This window comes from Massilia glaciei (genome assembly GCF_003011895.2).
In the GTDB taxonomy this organism is placed as follows: domain Bacteria; phylum Pseudomonadota; class Gammaproteobacteria; order Burkholderiales; family Burkholderiaceae_D; genus Telluria_A; species Telluria_A glaciei.
This window is the reverse complement of record NZ_PXWF02000227.1, coordinates 1-2,893: the sequence shown is the minus strand read 5'-3', so window position 1 is coordinate 2,893 and position 2,893 is coordinate 1. Positions and strand designations below refer to the sequence as shown.

General features: G+C 50.7%; 2 rRNA genes. Both read left to right on the top strand.

Annotated elements, in window-relative coordinates:
* Nucleotides 1-2,606: ribosomal RNA gene (locus tag C7C56_RS13855) — 23S ribosomal RNA — on the top strand; the annotation flags it as partial.
* 179 nt (nucleotides 2,607-2,785) lie between these two features.
* Nucleotides 2,786-2,893, top strand: a 5S ribosomal RNA gene (gene rrf / locus C7C56_RS13850); the annotation flags it as partial.

Sequence of the window (2,893 nt, the reverse complement as noted above, 5' to 3'; positions counted from 1 at the left end):
AGAAGAATCCCCTGGAAATGGGAGCCATAGACGGTGATAGCCCGGTATTCGAAATGCGATGTGTGGAACTAAGCGTGCGACAAGTAGGGCGGGACACGAGAAATCCTGTCTGAATATGGGGGGACCATCCTCCAAGGCTAAATACTCGTAATCGACCGATAGTGAACCAGTACCGTGAGGGAAAGGCGAAAAGAACCCCGGAAGGGGAGTGAAATAGATCCTGAAACCGTGTGCATACAAACAGTAGGAGCGGACTTGTTCCGTGACTGCGTACCTTTTGTATAATGGGTCAGCGACTTACATTCAGTGGCAAGGTTAACCATATAGGGAAGCCGTAGAGAAATCGAGTCCGAATAGGGCGACAGTCGCTGGGTGTAGACCCGAAACCAAGTGATCTACTCATGGCCAGGATGAAGGTGCGGTAACACGCCCTGGAGGTCCGAACCCACTAATGTTGAAAAATTAGGGGATGAGCTGTGGGTAGGGGTGAAAGGCTAAACAAACTTGGAAATAGCTGGTTCTCTCCGAAAACTATTTAGGTAGTGCCTCAAGTATCACCATCGGGGGTAGAGCACTGTTATGGCTAGGGGGTCATTGCGACTTACCAAACCATTGCAAACTCCGAATACCGATGAGTGCGAGCTTGGGAGACAGACGTCGGGTGCTAACGTCCGGCGTCAAGAGGGAAACAACCCAGACCGCCAGCTAAGGTCCCAAAGATTGGCTAAGTGGAAAACGAAGTGGGAAGGCTAAAACAGTCAGGATGTTGGCTTAGAAGCAGCCATCATTTAAAGAAAGCGTAATAGCTCACTGATCGAGTCGTCCTGCGCGGAAGATGTAACGGGGCTAAGCCAGTCACCGAAGCTGCGGATATTTTTCTTGGTACTTGTACCTTGATCGATATGGTAGGAGAGCGTTCTGTAAGCCTGCGAAGGTGTCTTGTAAAGGATGCTGGAGGTATCAGAAGTGCGAATGCTGACATGAGTAGCGATAATGGGGGTGAAAAGCCTCCACGCCGTAAGCCCAAGGTTTCCTGTTCAACGTTCATCGGAGCAGGGTGAGTCGGCCCCTAAGGCGAGGCAGAGATGCGTAGCTGATGGGAAGCAGGTTAATATTCCTGCACCGTCGTATGATGCGATGGGGGGACGGATCGCGGAAGGTTGTCCAACTGTTGGAATAGTTGGTTTTTGGCTCATAGAAGGCGCTTAGGCAAATCCGGGCGCGTAATTCAAGGGGTTGAGACGAGTGAACTTGTTCACGAAGCAATCGGAAGTGGTTCCAAGAAAAGCCTCTAAGCTTCAGTCATACGAGACCGTACCGCAAACCGACACAGGTGGGCGAGATGAGTATTCTAAGGCGCTTGAGAGAACTCGGGAGAAGGAACTCGGCAAATTGGTACCGTAACTTCGGGAAAAGGTACGCCCCGGTAGCTTGGTCACTTTACTGTGATAGGGCGAAAGGGTTGCAATAAACTGGTGGCTGCGACTGTTTAATAAAAACACAGCACTCTGCAAACACGAAAGTGGACGTATAGGGTGTGACGCCTGCCCGGTGCTGGAAGATTAAATGATGGGGTGCAAGCTCTTGATTGAAGTCCCAGTAAACGGCGGCCGTAACTATAACGGTCCTAAGGTAGCGAAATTCCTTGTCGGGTAAGTTCCGACCTGCACGAATGGCGTAACGATGGCCACACTGTCTCCTCCCGAGACTCAGCGAAGTTGAAATGTTTGTGATGATGCAATCTACCCGCGGCTAGACGGAAAGACCCCATGAACCTTTACTGTAGCTTTGCATTGGACTTTGAACCAATCTGTGTAGGATAGGTGGGAGGCTTTGAAGCGTGGACGCCAGTCTGCGTGGAGCCAACCTTGAAATACCACCCTGGTTTGTTTGAGGTTCTAACCTTGGTCCGTTATCCGGATCGGGGACAGTGCATGGTAGGCAGTTTGACTGGGGCGGTCTCCTCCTAAAGTGTAACGGAGGAGTTCGAAGGTACGCTAGATACGGTCGGACATCGTGTTGATAGTGCAATGGCATAAGCGTGCTTAACTGCGAGACTGACAAGTCGAGCAGGTACGAAAGTAGGACATAGTGATCCGGTGGTTCTGTATGGAAGGGCCATCGCTCAACGGATAAAAGGTACTCTGGGGATAACAGGCTGATTCCTCCCAAGAGTTCATATCGACGGGGGAGTTTGGCACCTCGATGTCGGCTCATCACATCCTGGGGCTGTAGCCGGTCCCAAGGGTATGGCTGTTCGCCATTTAAAGTGGTACGTGAGCTGGGTTTAAAACGTCGTGAGACAGTTTGGTCCCTATCTGCCGTGGGCGTTGGAAATTTGAAGGGGGCTGCTCCTAGTACGAGAGGACCGGAGTGGACAGACCTCTGGTGTACCGGTTGTCACGCCAGTGGCATTGCCGGGTAGCTAAGTCTGGAAGAGATAACCGCTGAAAGCATCTAAGCGGGAAACTTGCCTTGAGATGAGATTTCCCAGAGCCTTGAGCTCTTTAAAGGGTCGTTCGAGACCAGGACGTTGATAGGTCAGGTGTGGAAGTGCAGTAATGCATTAAGCTAACTGATACTAATTGCCCGTAAGGCTTGTCCCTATAACCTTAGCAGGTTGTGGACGATAAGAATGCGCGTTGCCGTTTGTTGTTAATACAAATCGCTACCCAAAGAAATAAAACTTTATTCCCGTTTGCACGGGGACGACGATAAAACCGTCGCTTCTTCCAGATTCAAAGCGCTGTCGCCCCACCGGGGACAGATGCTTGTACAAGTTATGCCTGATGACCATAGTAAATCGGTACCACCCCTTCCCATCCCGAACAGGACCGTGAAACGATATTACGCCGATGATAGTGCTGCAACCAGTGTGAAAGTAGGTTATCGT